Annotated in this window: 15 protein-coding genes; 7 read left to right on the forward strand and 8 right to left on the reverse strand. The window is 64.7% G+C overall.

All coding sequences use genetic code 11. From position 1 onward, the window contains the following. Window positions 1–5: 5 nt before the first annotated feature. The 3 genes from NKI58_RS07640 to NKI58_RS07650 all read right to left on the reverse strand — a co-directional run bounded on the left by NKI58_RS07640 (window position 6) and on the right by NKI58_RS07650 (window position 2,980). The gene (locus NKI58_RS07640; RefSeq protein ID WP_023680466.1) at window positions 6–1,379 is read right to left on the reverse strand and encodes a glutamate--cysteine ligase; all 1,374 of its coding nucleotides are present in this window, start codon (window positions 1,377–1,379) and stop codon (window positions 6–8) included. Between the two features lie 186 nt (window positions 1,380–1,565). Then, window positions 1,566–2,300, reverse strand: coding sequence for a 16S rRNA (uracil(1498)-N(3))-methyltransferase (locus tag NKI58_RS07645; protein ID WP_352853115.1), 735 nt, complete (start codon window positions 2,298–2,300; stop codon window positions 1,566–1,568). 32 nt (window positions 2,301–2,332) lie between these two features. Further along, on the reverse strand, window positions 2,333–2,980 hold the full coding sequence (locus tag NKI58_RS07650; RefSeq protein ID WP_023680464.1) for a hypothetical protein: 648 nt from the start codon (window positions 2,978–2,980) through the stop codon (window positions 2,333–2,335). A gap of 74 nt (window positions 2,981–3,054) precedes the next feature. Between NKI58_RS07650 and NKI58_RS07655 the strand changes: the two genes are divergently transcribed. Together NKI58_RS07655 and NKI58_RS07660 are read left to right on the forward strand one after the other, a co-directional pair. After that, window positions 3,055–3,753: a type 1 glutamine amidotransferase gene (locus NKI58_RS07655; RefSeq protein WP_352457097.1), complete on the forward strand. Its 699-nt coding sequence runs from the start codon at window positions 3,055–3,057 to the stop codon at window positions 3,751–3,753. A 296-nt stretch (window positions 3,754–4,049) separates the two neighbouring features. Beyond that, window positions 4,050–4,181 (forward strand): hypothetical protein, encoded by a 132-nt coding sequence (locus tag NKI58_RS07660; protein ID WP_280952144.1) that lies wholly within the window; start codon window positions 4,050–4,052, stop codon window positions 4,179–4,181. A gap of 28 nt (window positions 4,182–4,209) precedes the next feature. Here NKI58_RS07660 and NKI58_RS07665 read toward each other — a convergent pair whose 3' ends face one another. From NKI58_RS07665 to NKI58_RS07675, 3 genes are read right to left on the reverse strand one after another with little or no spacing between them, the layout of a single operon-like run. Then, window positions 4,210–4,980, reverse strand: a complete 771-nt coding sequence (locus tag NKI58_RS07665) for a metallophosphoesterase family protein (RefSeq protein WP_352457601.1) — start codon at window positions 4,978–4,980, stop codon at window positions 4,210–4,212. Window positions 4,981–5,018: 38 nt separating this feature from the next. Then, window positions 5,019–6,155 (reverse strand): alpha-hydroxy acid oxidase, encoded by a 1,137-nt coding sequence (locus NKI58_RS07670; protein WP_352784856.1) that lies wholly within the window; start codon window positions 6,153–6,155, stop codon window positions 5,019–5,021. Between the two features lie 56 nt (window positions 6,156–6,211). Next, window positions 6,212–7,015, reverse strand: coding sequence for an FCD domain-containing protein (locus NKI58_RS07675; RefSeq protein ID WP_352589305.1), 804 nt, complete (start codon window positions 7,013–7,015; stop codon window positions 6,212–6,214). A gap of 210 nt (window positions 7,016–7,225) precedes the next feature. On the opposite strand from NKI58_RS07675, the gene NKI58_RS07680 reads away from it, so the two are divergent. The 5 genes from NKI58_RS07680 to glcF all read left to right on the forward strand — a co-directional run bounded on the left by NKI58_RS07680 (window position 7,226) and on the right by glcF (window position 13,454). Continuing rightward, the gene (locus NKI58_RS07680) at window positions 7,226–8,560 is read left to right on the forward strand and encodes a DUF3422 family protein (protein WP_352571607.1); all 1,335 of its coding nucleotides are present in this window, start codon (window positions 7,226–7,228) and stop codon (window positions 8,558–8,560) included. 136 nt (window positions 8,561–8,696) lie between these two features. Continuing rightward, window positions 8,697–10,193 carry an FAD-linked oxidase C-terminal domain-containing protein gene (locus tag NKI58_RS07685; protein ID WP_352589307.1) on the forward strand — a complete coding sequence of 499 codons (1,497 nt, stop codon included), beginning with the start codon at window positions 8,697–8,699 and terminating at the stop codon, window positions 10,191–10,193. Window positions 10,194–10,417: 224 nt separating this feature from the next. Continuing rightward, window positions 10,418–11,674 (forward strand): FAD-binding protein, encoded by a 1,257-nt coding sequence (locus NKI58_RS07690; RefSeq protein ID WP_352589310.1) that lies wholly within the window; start codon window positions 10,418–10,420, stop codon window positions 11,672–11,674. Beyond that, window positions 11,671–12,054, forward strand: a complete 384-nt coding sequence (locus tag NKI58_RS07695; RefSeq protein WP_352577553.1) for a DUF4870 family protein — start codon at window positions 11,671–11,673, stop codon at window positions 12,052–12,054. The genes NKI58_RS07690 and NKI58_RS07695 overlap by 4 nt, the downstream gene beginning before the upstream one ends. A 68-nt stretch (window positions 12,055–12,122) precedes the next feature. Beyond that, window positions 12,123–13,454, forward strand: coding sequence for a glycolate oxidase subunit GlcF (glcF, locus tag NKI58_RS07700; protein ID WP_352783645.1), 1,332 nt, complete (start codon window positions 12,123–12,125; stop codon window positions 13,452–13,454). A gap of 12 nt (window positions 13,455–13,466) precedes the next feature. Here glcF and NKI58_RS07705 read toward each other — a convergent pair whose 3' ends face one another. Both NKI58_RS07705 and NKI58_RS07710 read right to left on the reverse strand, forming a co-directional pair. After that, entirely contained in the window at window positions 13,467–14,387 is a 921-nt protein-coding gene (locus tag NKI58_RS07705; protein WP_352784862.1) for a bifunctional 5,10-methylenetetrahydrofolate dehydrogenase/5,10-methenyltetrahydrofolate cyclohydrolase, read from the reverse strand. Window positions 14,388–14,648: 261 nt separating this feature from the next. Beyond that, window positions 14,649–15,383: a L,D-transpeptidase gene (locus NKI58_RS07710; protein ID WP_352625629.1), complete on the reverse strand. Its 735-nt coding sequence runs from the start codon at window positions 15,381–15,383 to the stop codon at window positions 14,649–14,651. Window positions 15,384–15,520 lie beyond the last annotated feature (137 nt).

Genomic DNA, 15,520 nt, shown 5'->3' on the forward strand with positions numbered 1-15,520 from the left:
AAGCGTTAATACGCGTATTCCATGAACACCGGCTCGATCGAGCCGCCCCAGCGTGTGTGGTAGGCCGAGAGCATCTCTTCGGCGCTGGTGGTGCCACGCGCGACGACCTCGTCCAGCGTGTTGAGGAACGAGGTCTCGTCATAGCCGTCGCGGTTCTTGCGGCCGCGGTTCTTCAGTCCCATGCGCGAGATGACGAGCACGTCGCGGGCTATCTCGCGCAGTGTCGTGTTGCGGAAGGGCGCCGAAATGCCCTGTTCGGGCACCGCGTTGCGCATCGCCAGCACCTCGTCATAACTCCAGCTCGAGGTCAGCGCCTCGGCCGCGTCGAGCGCAGCCGCATCATAGAGCAGCCCGACCCAGAAGGCCGGCAGCGCGCAGATGCGCCGCCACGGCCCGCCATCGGCGCCGCGCATTTCGAGAAAGCGCTTCAACCGCACGTCCGGGAACAGCGTCGACAGATGGTTCGCCCAGTCGCCCATCGTCGGGAGCCCGTCCGGCAGTTCGTTGCGGGCGGCGCCCGCCATGAACTGGCGGAAGGTGATGTGCGTCATGTCATGGTACTGGCCGTCGCGGATGACGAAATACATCGGCACGTCGAGCGCCCATTCGACATAATCGGCAAAGCCGAAATCGGGCGAGAAGCAGAATTCGAGCAGGCCGGAGCGCTGATTGTCGGTGTCGCGCCAGATCTCGCCGCGCCAGCTCTGCAAGCCGTTCGGCCGGCTTTCGGTGAAGGGCGAGTTGGCAAACAGCGCCGTCGACAGCGGCTGCAATTTCAGCGACACTTGCATCTTGCGGCGCATGTCGGCTTCGCTTTCGAAGTCGAGGTTCACCTGGATCGTGCAGGTCCGGTACATCATGTCGAGACCTTTGGTGCCGACCTTGGGCATGTAGCGGGTCATGATCTCGTAGCGCGATTTCGGCATCTTCGGCGTCTCGGCCAGCGACCATTTCGGGCTGCCGCCAAGGCCGAGAAAACGAATGCCCATCGGTTCGGCGATCTCGCGCACCTGCGCCAGATGCGCATTGCCTTCGCGGCAGGTCTGGTGGATCGTCTCCAGCGGCGCGCCGGACAGTTCGAACTGGCCGCCGGGCTCCAGCGAGATCGCGCCTTGGCCGGTCGGCTCGACCAGTCCGATGATGCGGCCGGCATCCATGATCGGGTCCCAGCCGAGTTTGTCCTGCATGCCTTCGAGGATGGCGCGGATGCCGCGCTCGCCGCCGTAGGGCACCGGGGCATTGCCGTCAACATAGAACGGGAATTTCTCGTGCTCGGTGCCGATGCGCCATTTGTCGCGCGGCTTGTTGCCTTCGGCCAGGTGCTCGACGAGTTCGTCGACGCCTTCGATCGGCCGGAAATCGGTAGTATCGCGCGCCATAATAGCCCTCCGCACATGGCCCCGAAAACCGGCTTCGATTTTCGGAAAGGATCATGTGCCCAATCAATATGTTACAGCGTCCTTTGCGCGCCCGAAAGGACGCGCGGCCACTGCCGGCGCTAGATGGACGAAATGTCAGTAGCCGATCAAGCGAAAAATCCTGAGCCAGAGGGTAACTGGAATTGATCACCAATCCCCGATTGTCGCCTGGATCAGCGCCAGTGCCGCTACGGCCGCCGTGTCCGCCCGCAGGATGCGCGGCCCAAGCGGAATGGCGGTAACGAAGGGCAGGGCTCTCAGCATCCTGCGCTCCTCGTCGGAAAAGCCGCCCTCCGGCCCGACCAGCAGGCCGAGCTTGTTCTCCCGCACCGCCTGCAATGCCGGCAGGGGACTGTTGGTCGATGCATCCTCGTCGCAGAAGATCAGCCGCCGCTCACGGTCCCAGTTGCTGAGCAGGCGCTCGAATTTTTCCGCTTCGCGCAGCTCCGGCACCGCCAATATGCCGCATTGTTCGGCCGCCTCGACGACATTGGCGCGCAGGCGCTCGATGCCGGGCTTTGCCACCTGCGTATGCTGGGTGATGACCGGCTGCAGGATGCCAGCGCCCATCTCGACCGCCTTTTGCACGAGGTAGTCGAGCCGCCCCTGCTTCAGCGGCGCGAAACAGTAGACGAGATCGGGCAACGGCGGCTGCGGCCGCTGCGATGCCAGCAACTTCAGGCGCAACGCCTTCTTCGATTTTGCCGCGATCGCCGCCGACCATTCGCCGTCGCGGCCGTTGAAGACCAGAATTTCGGCGCCTTCGCCGAGCCGCAGCACGTGCGAGAGATAATGGCTCTGCTGCGGGCCGATGTCGAACTCGATGTCCGGTCCAAGCCCGTCCGGCACGAACAGCCGCTGCATCTTGTAATTGGCGCGCATCGCCGAGGAATGCGGCAACGTCACCCTCGGCGTCAAGCCTCGGCGGAAGGATGCCAGACAGGCTCGTAGCCTTTCTGCAGCACCGAAACAGTTGTCGCTGGCGTGAGCAGGCGGATTGGACTGTCGGTAAAACCGCCGAACCCCACCGGTTCGCCATAACCGCCGAAACTCCAGGGCAGCGCGGCGCCGTCAAACAGGACGTACGCCCTGTTTCCTGACGAGATCATCGTGCCGTCCGGCAAGTCCGCAAGCGCTTCCGGTTCCAGTCTCGGCGCCCGCCCGCCCGATGCCACGCGCTCCTTGTGCAGGCGCTTGTCGAGTTGCGGCGCGCGTGGCTCGGCAATGCCGAAGGCGTCGCCGAAACGCCGGACAAAATCCCTGGCCCGCTCGCGCCGGCAGAAGAAGCAGGGCCGGTGCCCGGCGGCAAGTGCCGTCACCTCGTCGAGGAAAAACAGTTCGGTCCAGCCGGCCTTGCCGCCAGCCCGGTTGCGCCCCATCGGCTCGCGCCGCACGTTATGGAATTCGCAGACGCAGATGATCCAGGCTTGCAGCGCCCAGCGCTTCTTCAACAGCGTTCTCGTCTCGGGGTCGTGAATGATGCCGCGATTGCCCATGAACAGGCCGCGCTCCGGCACGGCATGGATGGCGCCGAACGGGTCGACCCGGTTTTGCAGTGGCATAGGCGTTCCCTGTTGGCTGCAATGCTGGCGCCATGATATCGCTCGTTGCATCAATTTCATGTCAGCAGGTTTCGATGCGGGTCTTGGTTGTCCAGAACTTCGACAATGAGGGCCTTGGCCAGATCGGCGCGGCCCTTGTCGAGGCGGGCGTCGATATCGACCTGCGCCGTCCCTACTGCGGCGACGCGCTGCCGCAAGATAGCGGCGGGCATGACGCCATGGTAGTGCTCGGCGGCGCCCAGAATGCGCTGGACGACGAGCTCTGTCCTTATTTTCCGGGCCTGCTCGACCTGACGCGCGACTTTGCCGAGAGGGATCGCGCGGTGCTTGGTATCTGCCTCGGCAGCCAGTTGGTCGCGCGCGCCTTTGGCGGCGAGAACCAGATCGGCGGCGCGTCGGAGTTCGGCTGGCACGAGGTCGCGCTCACCGCGGCGGCGCAGGCCGATCCGGTGCTCGCCGCCTTGCCTGAAAAATTCCCGATCTTCGAATGGCACGACGACACCTTTGTCTTGCCCGAGACTGCCGTTCGGCTGGCCGGCAATGCCGTCGCCGAGAACCAGGCGTTCCGCATCGGCCGCGCCGTCTACGGCTTCCAGTTCCATTTCGAGGCCGACAGTCCGATGGTGTGCGACTGGAGTACCTCCTTCGCACCGCTGATCGCCGAGCGGCATCCTGAATGGGCGGGCCGGCTCGACGATGAAATGGCCCGCAACGGACCGCAAGCCGATGCCGCCGGCCTGGCCATCGCCCGCGCCTGGGTGGCGACGATCTGACGGCCCATATAGTCAACGTATTTGGCGACGTTGCATATTTGGCACGCGGCGGCAAATCCGCCGGGGAAAACGCGTTTCATCCTTGGCCTGTGTCTGTCCGCCAGCCTAAAAGGCGCCCGCTCTGCATCTTGCGTGCAACCGCGATGAACCTTTCCTGTGACCCGCGCGACACACCGCCGATACAGAACATGCCTAGAAGCGCGAAACCGTCAGACATTTGCGACGTATTTCGCGTTTCAACGCATTGGTAACCCGCTCGTGCATAGATGCAGAAAGCTCAACAAGAGATGACGTCCGTGAAAGCAGCCTTTTTGTCCTTTGCCATGTTGTCGGCCATCGTCTTGTGCGGCCTCGGCATTTATTCCGCCGACGCAGCCAACAACCACAATGCCGTTGACGGCTACGGCGTCACCGCCGCGCTTCGCTAGACCCTCTACACATAACCTCACGCCTTACCTACGCCCGCTCACCCGTCACTGTCAGGATATGCTTGTCAGCGCCGTCCACGACGAGCGCGGTGAGGTTTCCCGACTGCCAGGCGAGGGTGTCGACATTGACGCGGTTGCCGGTGATCTCGGGCTTGGGCACCGGCGTATGACCGTGCACCACGATCTTCGGATGAAGACCGGTGTGGTCGTGGAAGACCTCGCGGATCCAGATCAGGTCCTGCCGGGTCTGGCTTTCCAGCGCAATGCCGGGCCGGATGCCGGCATGGCAGAAGAAGAAATCGCCGAACGTTACTGAAAAGGGCAGCGAGCGCAGGAACTCGACATGGTTCTGCGGCACGGCCTCGATCAGCGCGGCGTGTCCTTGCCGCAATGCCGCATCGGCGCGGCCAAACCAGGCGCTGCTCCCACCGAGCGACACGCCATAGGACAGCGCCGTCTGGATGCCGCCATAGCGCATGAACAGGCCGTCCGGGTCGGGGACATCGAGAAAATCGAGGAAGCCGAGATCATGATTTCCGGCCAGCATCAGGTGACGCGGATCGCGTCTTTGTGCGTCGATCAGGAAATCGATGACGCCCCTGGAGTCCGGGCCCCGGTCGACATAGTCGCCGAGATGGATCACGCGCCAATCGGCCGACGGTCTTTGACTGAGCTCCGCCTCGATCCGCCGGTGCATGGCGGTCAGCAAATCGAGCCGGCCGTGCACATCGCCGATCGCGTAAAGGCGCATGCCTTGCGGTCCGCGCGCCTCGTAGAAACTGATGCCGGGCTCCGTCAATGCCTGCGTCGCCTCCATGATCATGCCGTCACGGGACTTTAGCGCCGAAGCTGATCCTTGCCCATGTCGGTGACCAGACGCTTTCCGCACAGCGCCAGCGTTATGTCCATCTCCTTGCGGATGATTTCCAGCGCCTTGGTAACCCCTTCCTTGCCGAGCGCGCCGAGGCCGTACAGGAAAGGCCGTCCGATATAGGTGCCCTTGGCGCCGAGGCACAGCGCCTTGAGCACGTCCTGGCCGGAGCGGATGCCGCCGTCCATATGCACCTCGATCGTGTCGCCGACGGCATCGGCGATCTCTTCGACCGCCATGATCGACGACGAGGCGCCGTCGAGCTGGCGGCCGCCATGGTTGGATACGATGATCGCGTCGGCGCCTGTCCTGGCCGCCATCAGCGCATCGTCCTTGTCGAGTATGCCTTTCAGGATCAGCTTGCCGCCCCAGCGCTCCTTGATCCAGGCGACGTCCTTCCACGACAGATGCGGATCGAACTGCTCCTTCGTCCACGACGACAGCGAGGCGAGGTCGCCGACGCCCTTGGCATGGCCGACGATGTTGCGGAAGCTCCGGCGCTTGGTGCCGGCCATGCCGACGCACCAGCGCGGCCTGGTCGCCATCTGCCAGAGGTGCTTCGGCGTCATTCGCGGCGGCGCCGAAAGCCCGTTGCGGATATCCTTGTGGCGCTGACCGAGGATCTGCAGGTCGAGCGTCAGCACCAGCGCCGAACATTTCGCCGCTTTTGCGCGATCGATCAAATCGAAGACGAAGTCCTTGTCGCGCAGCACATAGAGCTGGAACCAGAATGGCTTCCTGGTCACCGACGCGACATCCTCGATCGAGCAGATGCTCATAGTCGACAGCGTGAACGGCACACCGAATTCTTCCGCCGCCTGGGCCGCCAGCATCTCGCCGTCCGGATGCTGCATGCCGGTCATGCCGGTCGGCGCCAGCGCCACCGGCATCGTCACCTTCTCGCCGATCATGGTCGATTCCAGCGAGCGGTTGTCCATGTCGACAAGCACGCGCTGGCGGAACTTGATCTTCTGGAAATCCTCTTCGTTGGCCCGGTAGGTGCTTTCGGTCCAGGCGCCGGAATCGGCGTAGTCGAAGAACATCTTCGGCACGCGGCGGCGCGCCAGGTCCTTGAGGTCGGCGATGGTGAGAATGCTGCTCATGGATCTTTTTTCCGCTGGTTCTTCGCTGGTTCGTCGTTGAATTTTCTGGGCGGTGCCTACGGCTGTTTTCTTGCCGGCTCACCGTCACCGGGCTCGGAGCGCTGCCTGAGCCTCAGCCGCGACACGCGCTGCCAGTCGCCGCTGCGCTCGGCCTCGGCCATCGACCGTTCGACATAAGAGATGTGGTCCATCGCCGCCTGCCGCGCCGCGGCTGCATCGCCGGCCTTGACCGCCGTGTAGATTGCCCGGTGCTGCGAAAGCAGCGTCTCGCGCGCGCCCGGCACGCTGAACACCAGCCGCCGGTTCTGGAACACGCCTTCCGACAGCAGCCGATAGCACGAGCGCAGCGTGTGCAGCAGGATGATGTTGTGCGCGCATTCGCAGATCGCGTGGTGGAACTCGACGTCGATTTCCGCCTCGTCGTCGAAATTGCCGGTCCGGTGCGCCTCGTCCATACGTGCCATGATGCGGTCGAGCAGCGCCAGATCGTCCGATGTGGCACGCCGCGCCGCATATTCCGCCGCCACCGCCTCGATCTCGCGGCGGTACTCCAGATAGTCGGTCACCGCCTTGCGATGCATCGAGATCAGGTCGGTCACCGGCTTGGTGAACAGCTGGCCGATGACATCGGCGACATGGGTGCCGCCGCCTGGCCGTGTCGTCAACAGCCCGCGCCCTTCCAAGGCTTTCAAGGCATCGCGCAGGATCGGCCGCGACACCTCGAACTGGCGCGCCAGTTCGCGCTCGCCCGGCAGCCGGTCGCCGGTGCGCAGGACGCCTTCGAGGATCAGGCTCTCGATCTGCTGCACCACCTCGTCGGCGGTGCGCGAATGCTCGATCCGGGAGAAAATGTCGCTCAAACGGGATGCCTGGGGGTTGAACCGATGTCGCGCAAGATAAAGCCAGCGTCGCCAACTGGTCAAATTATTTATCCAATTCGCCGTGGCCGGGTCCGTTTCACAGCCGCGGCGCCATATCATCTTCAGCTAAATTGGGCGTTTGCGTCCCCTGGCGATTGCCTCTAGAGGGACATCATTGCCAAGGGCTCACAGAAGCCCGGGGGACCAGCCGTGCCAGACGCCGACCCGTCCAACCTCGAATTCCAGCTGCGCGCCAAAGCCGTGGGCGGCACCGTCATGGGCTTTCCGGCGCATGAAGGTCGGCCGGGCGCGCTCGGCGAGGTCCACGCCCGGCCGCAGCCGCTGGTCGAAAAACCGCGCGTGCTGGTGCAGCTTTCCTTCATGACCGAAGCTGGATCCGGGATCGATCAGGCCGTGCTTTCCGAATTGTCGCGACGCCTCGGCATCGCCGCGCCCGACCCTCACGCCCGCCACCACGCGATGAAATGGGGCAAGGGCTCGCTGCGTTGGGAACGCCACACGGAATTCTCGACCTATCTCTGGGAAGGCCCGCTCGCCGAAAACGGCAGGGGGCAAGAAGACACACCCTTCGGCAACGGGTTTTCGCCGCCGGGCACGGTGATTTCCGGCATCAGGCTGGAGATCCGCAAATGGACGCCGGCGAACGAAAAACTGATCGCCGGCTTCGACCCGACCAGCCTGTGCTATTCGCTGGTCGAGCGCGGCAACGCGGCCATCGTCACCGATTTCCGTCAGGATGGCGACGGCTTGACCCGCATGCTGGTGCTCGACCGCGGCCTGACCCCGGCGCGCACCGGGGCACTGTCGCAGCGGCTGATCGACATCGAGACCTACCGCACGCTGGCCATGCTTGGGCTGCCGCTGGCCCTGACGCTGTCCGGTCGCGCCCGCCGCATCGAAGACAGGCTGGCCCAGACCACGTTGGAAATGAAGGTCGCCGAGACCCGCGACAGCCAGACGCTACTTGCCGACTTGACCGAACTGGCCGCCGAGTTGGAGGCCGATGCCGCCTCCAGCCTCTACCGCTTCGGCGCCAGCCGCGCCTATGACGGCATCGTGCGCGAACGGCTGGAGGCGCTCGACGAAGAGGCGGTGCCCGGCTACGACACCTGGGGCGGTTTTCTGCAGCGCCGCGTGGCGCCGGCGATGCGTACCTGCCGTTCGGTCGAGGAGCGTCAGGCCAACCTGTCGACGAAGCTCACCCGTGCCACCACACTGCTGCGCACCTGGGTCGACGTCGAGGTCGAGAAGCAGAACCGCGATCTTTTGGCATCGATGAACAATCGCGCCCGCCTGCAATTGCGGCTGCAGCAGACGGTGGAGGGGCTCTCGGTCGCCGCCGTCTCCTACTATGTCGTCGGCCTCATCGGCTACGTCGCCAAGGGCGCCTCGATCTTCGGCCATGCCTTCGCGCCGGAAATGGTCACCGCCGCCTCGGTGCCGCTCGCCATCGTGCTCGTCTGGTGGGGCGTGCGCCGCGTCCGCCGCATGCACTCCGAACCAGGCAAGCAGCCGGGCGAGTAGTGTGGGGCGCAGCGGCAGATTGCCGCTGCGGAAGGCAGTCTCGGCCATAGGCCTCTCATCCCGGCCAACGCGGCATTTGCAAGCGACCACCGTCGCTGGTAAAAGATTTTTACCAGTCGATCGAAGGAGGCTGTCGATGTCCGGCCTTGCCATGCCGAAACCAGACGACGCCACGATGCGCCGGCGCGACGAGATCGTCGCCGATATGCGCATCATGGTGCCGGGCGAGGGCGTCGTCGACGCCGCCAATGCCATGCGCGCCTTCGAGAGCGACGGGCTCACCGCCTACCGGCAATTGCCGCTGGTCGTGGTGCTGCCGCAGACCGTGGCGCAGGTCTCGCGGGTGCTGAAATATTGCAGCGACCGCAACATCCGCGTCGTGCCACGCGGCTCCGGCACCTCGCTCTCCGGCGGTGCGCTGCCGCTCGAAGACGCGGTGCTGCTGGTAATGAGCCGCTTCAACCGCATCCTCGAGATCGATTTTCAGAACCGCGTCGTCGTCGCCCAGCCCGGCGTCACCAATCTCGGCATCACCACCGCCGTCGAGCAGGAGGGTTTTTATTACGCCCCCGATCCATCCTCCCAGATCGCCTGCTCGATCGGCGGCAATGTCGCGGAAAATTCCGGCGGCGTGCACTGCCTGAAATACGGTCTCACCGCCAACAATGTGCTCGGCATCGAGATGGTGCTGATGAATGGCGAGGTGGTGCGCCTCGGCGGCAGCCATCTCGACGCGGAAGGCTACGACCTGCTCGGCGTCATGACCGGCTCCGAAGGACTGCTCGGCGTCGTAACCGAGGTCACCGTACGCATCCTGAAAAAGCCGGAGACGGCGCGTGCCCTGCTGATCGGTTTCCCGACCAGCGAGCAGGCCGGCCAATGCGTTGCCGACATCATCGGCGCCGGCATCATTCCGGGCGGCATGGAGATGATGGACCGTCCGGCCATCCACGCCGCCGAGGATTTCGTCCAGGCCGGCTATCCCTTGGATGTCGAGGCGCTGCTGATCGTCGAGCTGGACGGGCCGGGTGTCGAGGTCGATCACCTGATCGGCCTGGTCGAAGCCATCGCCTATAGGAACGGCTCGACCATATGCCGCATTTCGCAATCGGAGCAGGAGCGGCTGAGCTTCTGGGCCGGCCGCAAGGCGGCTTTCCCGGCGGTCGGCCGCATCTCGCCCGACTACTACTGCATGGACGGCACCATCCCGCGCAAGGAACTGCCGCGCGTGCTCGCCGGCATGCGCGAGCTGTCGGAGAAATACGGGCTCGGCGTCGCCAATGTCTTCCACGCCGGCGACGGCAATCTGCACCCGCTCATCCTCTATGACGCCAACGTGCCGGGCGAACTCGACAAGGCGGAGAGTTTCGGCGCCGACATATTGCGGCTCTGCGTCAAGGTCGGTGGCGTGCTGACCGGCGAGCACGGGGTCGGCGTCGAGAAGCGCGACCTGATGCCGGAAATGTTCAACCAGATCGACCTCGACCAGCAGATGCGCGTCAAATGCGCCTTCGACCCCAACCATCTTTTGAATCCCGGCAAGGTCTTCCCGCAATTGAGGCGATGCGCCGAGCTCGGGCGGATGCACGTGCATCGCGGGCAAGTGGCGTTTCCGGACATTCCGAGGTTTTGAGTGGGTATGTTGGCGCTTGAACACCCCCCTCTGTCCTGCCGGACATCTCCCCCTCAAGGGGGGAGATTGGCAGCTTGCACGCCTCAGCCTTCTTTCAATATTGACGATTGGCGAAGCCAGACGCGACGTCCGATCTCCCCCCTTGAGGGGGAGATGTCCGGCAGGACAGAGGGGGGCGCGAAGGAACGCGACGTCTTTGCATTTGCCATTGGCGCATCCGCCTCATGACCACCTTCGTCCCCACCACCGCAGCCGAAGTCCTCTCCACCGTCGCCTGGGCCGCGGCGGAAGACGCACCGCTGGAAATCCTCGGCCACGGCTCCAAGCGCGGTATCGGCCGGCCGCAGCAGGGCGAGCATACGTTCGACCTTTCCAAACTCTCCGGCGTCATGCTTTACGAGCCGGCCGAACTGGTGCTGTCGGCAAAAGCCGGCACGCCGCTGGCCGAAATCGAAAGCCTGCTTGCCGAAAACGGCCAGCAACTTGCCTTCGAACCGATGGATTACGGCCCGCTGCTCGGCGGTGAGCCAGCGCGAGGCACGATCGGCGGCGCACTCGCCGCGAACCTTTCCGGCCCGCGCCGGCTGAAGGTGGGTGCTGCGCGCGACCATATCCTCGGCATAGCGGCCGTTTCCGGGCGCGGCGAGGCCTTCAAGTCCGGCGGCCGCGTCGTCAAGAACGTCACCGGCTACGATCTGTCCAAGCTGATGGCCAACAGCTGGGGCACGCTGGCGGTGCTCACCGACGTCACCTTCAAGGTGCTGCCTGCTGCCGAGACCGAAGTCACGCTTGCCATCCGCGGCCTGCTCGACGATCACGCCGCCGCCGCCATGGCGCTGGCGCTGGGTTCCAGCGCCGAAGTGTCGAGTGCTGCCCATCTTCCCGAACGGGTCGCAGCTAGGGTCGCTGGCGGCAGTCTCGGCAGCGATGCCGCGACGCTGCTGCGCATCGAGGGCTTCGGCCCGTCGGTCGCTTACCGCATTGCCGCGCTGAAAGACCTGCTGAAAAACGCTGGGCCGCTGCAGGAGATTTCCGGTTCGGTCTCGTACTCGGTCTGGCGCGATGTCCGCGACTGCGCGCCGTTCGCCGATGGCAGCGAAAGGCCGGTGTGGCGCGTCTCGATGGCGCCGTCGCGGGGCCACCAGATGGTGCTGGCGCTGCGCATGCAGGCCCCGGTCGATGCCTTCTACGATTGGCAGGGCGGGCTGATCTGGCTGCGCATGCAGCAGGACGATCCCGAGGCTGGCCTGTTGCGCGGCCTGATCAGAAGACATGGCGGCGGCCATGCGACGCTGGTGCGCGCAATCCCTGCACATCGCGCCGCCGTGCCGGTGTTCGAGCCGCAGGCGCCACCGCTGGCAGCACTGTCGGCGCGGCTGAAGGCCGAATTCGACCCGAAGAATATCCTCAATCCCGGCCGTATGGCGCCGGGCGCAAGCTCTGCTACTCTCGCGCCGGCAACCGAGGGAGGAGCACAATGAGCGATCCAGGCCAAAACGGTACGTCACGCCAGACCGACCGCTGGCTGGAGCCCGGCCCGACCAACGCGCTGGTCATCTACATCCTCTATCTCGCCGGCCTGGCCATCGGCGTCAGCGGTATTGTCGGCGTCGTCCTGGCCTATATCAATCGCGGCAAGGCCGGCGGCTTCGTCGAGAGCCATTACACATTCCTGATCCGCACCTTCTGGATCGGCCTGCTCTATGCACTGATCTCGGCGCTGCTGATGATCGTGGTCATCGGTGTCGTGCTGATGGTTGCCGTCGCGGTCTGGTTCATCGCCCGCTGCATTCTTGGCCTGCAGGCGCTGCAGCGCGGCGAGCCGGTCAAGAACCCGGAAAGCTGGTTTCTGGGATTATGAGCATGATCCCCAAAAGTGGGTACCGGTTTTGGGAAAAGATCATGCTCAAACGGTAGGGATTCGTTTACGTGCAGACCAATTTCTCAGCTGCCCAGCTCGCCGATCCGCATGTCGCGGAATCGGAGAAGATCCTGCGCAAATGTGTGCATTGCGGCTTCTGCACCGCCACCTGCCCGACCTATGTGACGCTCGGCAACGAACTGGATTCGCCGCGCGGCCGGATTTATCTGATCAAGGACATGCTGGAAAACGGCCGGCCGGCCGACAAGCAGATCGTCACCCATATCGACCGCTGCCTGTCCTGCCTCGCCTGCATGACCACCTGCCCGTCGGGCGTCAACTACATGCATCTGGTCGACCACGCCCGCGTCCATATCGAGGAGACCTACAAGCGTCCGCTAGCCGATCGCCTGACACGCGCCATGCTGGCCTTCGTGCTGCCCTATCCCTCGCGTTTCCGCGCGGCGCTCAAGCTGGCGAAGCTCGGCCAGCCATTCGCCGGCCTGTTTGAGAAAATCCAGGCATTGAAGCCTTTGGGCGCGATGTTGAAGCTGGCCCCGGCGTCGGTCCCGGCAGTCTCGCCGATGGCCTCGCCGGGCGTCCATGCCGGGCAGGGCGCGAAGAAAAATGGCCGCGTCGCCATCCTCACCGGCTGCGCGCAATCCGTGCTCGATCCCGGCATCAACGACACGACGATTTCGCTGCTGACCCGGCTTGGCGTTGAGGTCGTGGTGCCCGAGGGCGAGGGCTGCTGCGGCGCGCTGGTGCATCATATGGGGCGCGAGGACGCTGCCTTGGCGTCGGCCCGACGGAACGTCGACGCCTGGACGCGCGCCGTCGAGCAGGGCGGACTCGACGCCATCGTCATCACCGCATCCGGGTGCGGCACCACCATCAAGGATTACGGCTTCATGCTGCGTCTCGATCCGGCCTATGCCGACAAGGCCGCGCGCGTCTCGGCGCTGGCCAGGGACATCACCGAATATCTGGCAAGCCTCGACCTGCCCGAGCCGGTCCGCAAGCCGGGCACCATCGTCGCCTATCACTCAGCCTGCTCGATGCAGCACGGCCAGAAGATCACCCGCCAGCCGAAGGAGCTTCTGGCCAGAGCCGGCTTCGTCGTGCGCGAGCCGCGCGAAGGGCATTTGTGCTGCGGTTCCGCCGGCACCTACAACATCCTGCAGCCCGAGATTTCGGCGACGTTGCGCGACCGCAAGGTCAGGAATATCGAGGCGACCGGTGCTGAAATCGTCGCCACCGGCAATATCGGCTGCATCACCCAGATCGCTTCCGCCGCCAAGCTGCCGGTGGTGCACACGATAAAGCTGCTCGACTGGGCCTATGGCGGGCCGAAGCCTGAAGGCGTTCGCGAAGAGAGGGCGGTTGTCGCGGCCGAGTGATGCGCCAGTCGCCTACTCCGCCGCCAGCCTGTCCGCTATGCCGTAGGTGGCCTGGTAGCGGGCGCGCTGGCGGCTGAGCGCTACCATCGTGTTGCGCAGCAGGATCGCCACGGTGATCGGGCCGACGCCGCCCGGCACCGGCGTGATCCACGACGCGACATGCCTGACGCTTTCGGTGTCGACGTCGCCGACGATGCGGCTTTCGCCGTCCGGCCCGATCTCCGAATTGATACCGATGTCGATGACGGCAGCGCCCGGCTTGACCATGTCGGCCTTGATCAGCCGCGGTTTGCCGACCGCGACGAACAGTGCGTCGGCGCGGCGTGCGTGTGCCGCCACCGAACGCGTCATGTGGTGACAGACGGTCACCGTCGCGCCTTCGCTCATCAAAAGGAACGCGATCGGCTTGCCGACGATCTCGGAATGGCCGACGACCACCACCTCGAGCCCCTTGAGGTCGAGGCCGGTTTCCCTGAGCAGTTCGACCGAAGCGGCGGCGGTGCAGGGCGCCAGGTCAAGCTGGTTGTAGACGATGTTGCCGATCGAGGCCGGATGCATCCCCTCGACATCCTTGAGCGGATGCACCGCCGCCTGCAGCGTCTTGATCGGAATGTGCACCGGCACCGGCCGCTGGATGATGATGCCGGTGACGCGCGGGTCGGCGTTAAGCCCGTGGATTGCCGCTTCCAGCTCGCCGGCGGTGATGTCGGCGCGAAAGCGCCTTTCCTCGAAGCCGATGCCGGCCAACCCGGCCTTGGCGCGCTGGTTGCGGACATAGACGTCGACCGCGGCGGTATCGCCGACGGTGACCGACACCAGCTTGGGCGGAAAGCCTTCGGCGGTGGCGATCGCCGCGTCCTCGCGCACGCCGGCGATAATGCGTTGGGCAACCGGGCCGCCTCTGAGATAGCGGCTGTCATCGGAAAGGGACATCGAGATGGGGCCTTTATCTGGATTTTAGCCGCCACATAGCAAAGCAACCGCGAAAAGGCAGCGCGAAAAGCGAACCGCCATGCCGGTCGCGCGACGTGCCGGCGAAATTTTCCCGTCAATTCCTGCTGGCGGAAACAAAAAGGGCAGCACGGCTTGCCGCGCTGCCCTTTCGTGACTAGCCGCATCCCCACACGGCCCGTCCCCCGTTATTCAATGCTCCCGAGGCTTCTGAGCAAAATCATCGGTGAGGTCAACCGCAGATTACATCACTACAACCGTCGTGCCAACATTGACCCGCTCGTAAAGGTCGACCACGTCCTCGTTGCGCATGCGGATGCAGCCCGACGACACCGCGCCGCCGATCGTCCAGGGCTGATTGGTGCCGTGGATACGGTACTCGGTCGAGCCGAGATAGAGCGCGCGTGCGCCGAGCGGGTTTTCCATGCCGCCGGCGAGATAGGTCGGCAGATAACGGCCCTTGGCGGCTTCGCGGGCGATCATCACGGCCGGGGGCCGCCAATCCGGCCAGACGCGCTTGTTGGTGATCTTGTGGGTGCCGGACCATTCGAAGCCCGGCTTGCCGGTGCCGACGCCATAACGCCGCGCCTTACCGTTCTTACCGACCAGATAGAGGAAATTCTCTCGCGTATCGATGACGATCGTGCCCGGCTTCTGCGGGCCGTCATAAGCGACTTCCTGCGGCAAATAGAGGGGATCGATCTGCGGCCGCATCACCATGCGCTTGGCCGGCGCCTGCACCGCTGCGGTGCGCAGCTGATCGGGTTCGGCCAGCCGCCGGTAGCGCCGTTGCGGCTGCGCCTCTTGCCGGCTCTGCCGCACGATGCCCGGCGCATGGCCGAGCTGCAGCACCCAAGGCGCCGAAAGATCTGGGCTGACCACCACCGGCGGCCTCTCGGCATAGCGGTCGTTGGCATTCGCGGCACCGGCCGCAAGCACGGCCGCGGCGCCGAACAGTGGGAACAAGAATGTCTTCATCGCAACGCACCTTGATCGTCGAACATGCCGGGGTGCAAAGCCTCCCCGATTTCGCCGACATTGGGCGCGAAGCGGCAACCGAAACATGAATCGGAATGCGTAAAATGCCGATCTGTCAGTAAAGCTTTTGGTGTGGT

Origin of the sequence: Mesorhizobium sp. M0522, assembly GCF_040321085.1 — a bacterium.
GTDB lineage: Bacteria > Pseudomonadota > Alphaproteobacteria > Rhizobiales > Rhizobiaceae > Mesorhizobium.